This is a genomic window from Brevibacillus soli, from assembly GCF_044759095.2.
Taxonomy (GTDB): domain Bacteria; phylum Bacillota; class Bacilli; order Brevibacillales; family Brevibacillaceae; genus JBIYSM02.
The window spans coordinates 1-1,604 of sequence record NZ_JBIYSM020000095.1; the positions used below are offsets into that span (position 1 = coordinate 1).

Sequence of the window (1,604 nt, forward strand, 5' to 3'; positions counted from 1 at the left end):
TGTTATTGTTCTGTGATATTGTCACTGTGTAACTGTTCTATGAAAATGTCACCATGGGACAGGAGATAATCACATTGACCACAGATGAAATGAAAAAAGTGTTAGTTATTGAAAAGGTAATAGCTCGTCAGATGACAGTGAAGGGGGCAGCGGAATTTTTAGATCTCTCTACACGACAGGTATTGCGCCTAAAGAAAACTTACTTAGAGAAAGGAGCTCAAGGGATCGCCCACAAAAACCGAGGCCGCAAGCCTGCACACACGATTCCGGATTCTGTGAAGGAGCGTGTAGCGGAGTTGTACCACACCAAGTACTACGGAAGCAACAACAGTCACTTCGCAGAGTTACTGCAGGAGCACGAATCCCTAACACTTAGTGTTCCAACGGTACGAAGAATTCTTTTAGACAAGGGGATCAAGCAGTCCAAACAACGGCGACGGAGCAAGAGCCACCAGCCACGATCTCGCAAGCCACAAGCGGGAATGCTTTGGCAGATCGACGCTAGTCCCTATGCCTGGCTTGAAGATCGGGGACCTGCACTTGTGCTGCATGGCGCGATTGATGATGCCACCGGCACTGTAGTCGGAGCAGTTTTTCGTGAAACCGAAACACGTGAAGGCTATTTCTCTGTCATGCAACAGGCGATCCAGAAGTACGGCATCCCACTTGGCCTTTACAGTGACCGCCATACTATCTTCCGTTCGCCCAACGAGAAACTCACATTGGAACAGGAATTAGCGGGAGAAAAAAAGCCTCTGTCACATTTCGGTAAGGCTATGGCTGAACTGAACATTACTCACATCAAAGCCATGACCCCTCAAGCCAAAGGGCGTATTGAACGGTTGTGGGGCACCTTCCAAGACCGTCTGGTCATCGAATTGCGGTTACTTGGAGTAAGCACACTAGAAGAGGCCAATCGCGTGCTGCCGAAGCTGATTCAAAAACACAACCGCAAGTTTGCCGTCAAGCCCCAAGATGCCGAATCGGCTTACCGCGAGCTGCCTGCGGAAACCAACCTCGATCATGTGTTTACTATTCGGCAATACCGTCGCATAGGATCCGGCCAGACGCTTTCCTATGGCGGCAAAATCTACACCTTCGCTGAAAAACCGGCCCGCCCCTTCGAGGGTAAAACCGTTGTCGAGGTCCGGGAAACGATGCAAGGTGACCTGTTGGTGTGGCACCAAGGCCAAGCGTTACGATTGCGTGAAACGAACAAACCCGAAGGCCAGCAGGAAACAAAAACAGCGAGTCCTGCGCCACCACGCAAGCCCGCTGCCCATCACCCATGGCGTCAAGCCTGGGTCAACAAAAAGAACACTTCTAGTGTAGCACAAAATGCAGCGGTAAACCAACAAACGTAGCGTCCGGTTTACAGGGAGAAGCAGGCTGCTAAGCTGGTGAGCTAGCCAATTCCTCCCCTTACGGGGATGGCCCAATTGGCAACAAGCAGCCTGCGCGAGGCTCGCTGTCAACCGGACGCGGGGATGTTCCCCCACCTCCGTTTACTGACGTTTGGCAGCTCCTCACTGGGGCACTTTATTTGATATTCAAGTGACATTTTCACTGAACAGATAAGGTGACATTTTCACAGACTATTGACA

The 1,604-nt window shown here is 50.9% G+C and carries 1 protein-coding gene; it reads left to right on the forward strand.

What is annotated here, in order from left to right:
- Positions 1–74 precede the first annotated feature (74 nt).
- Entirely contained in the window at positions 75–1,364 is a 1,290-nt protein-coding gene (locus ACE99V_RS20245; protein WP_400493000.1) for an ISNCY family transposase, read from the forward strand.
- Positions 1,365–1,604 lie beyond the last annotated feature (240 nt).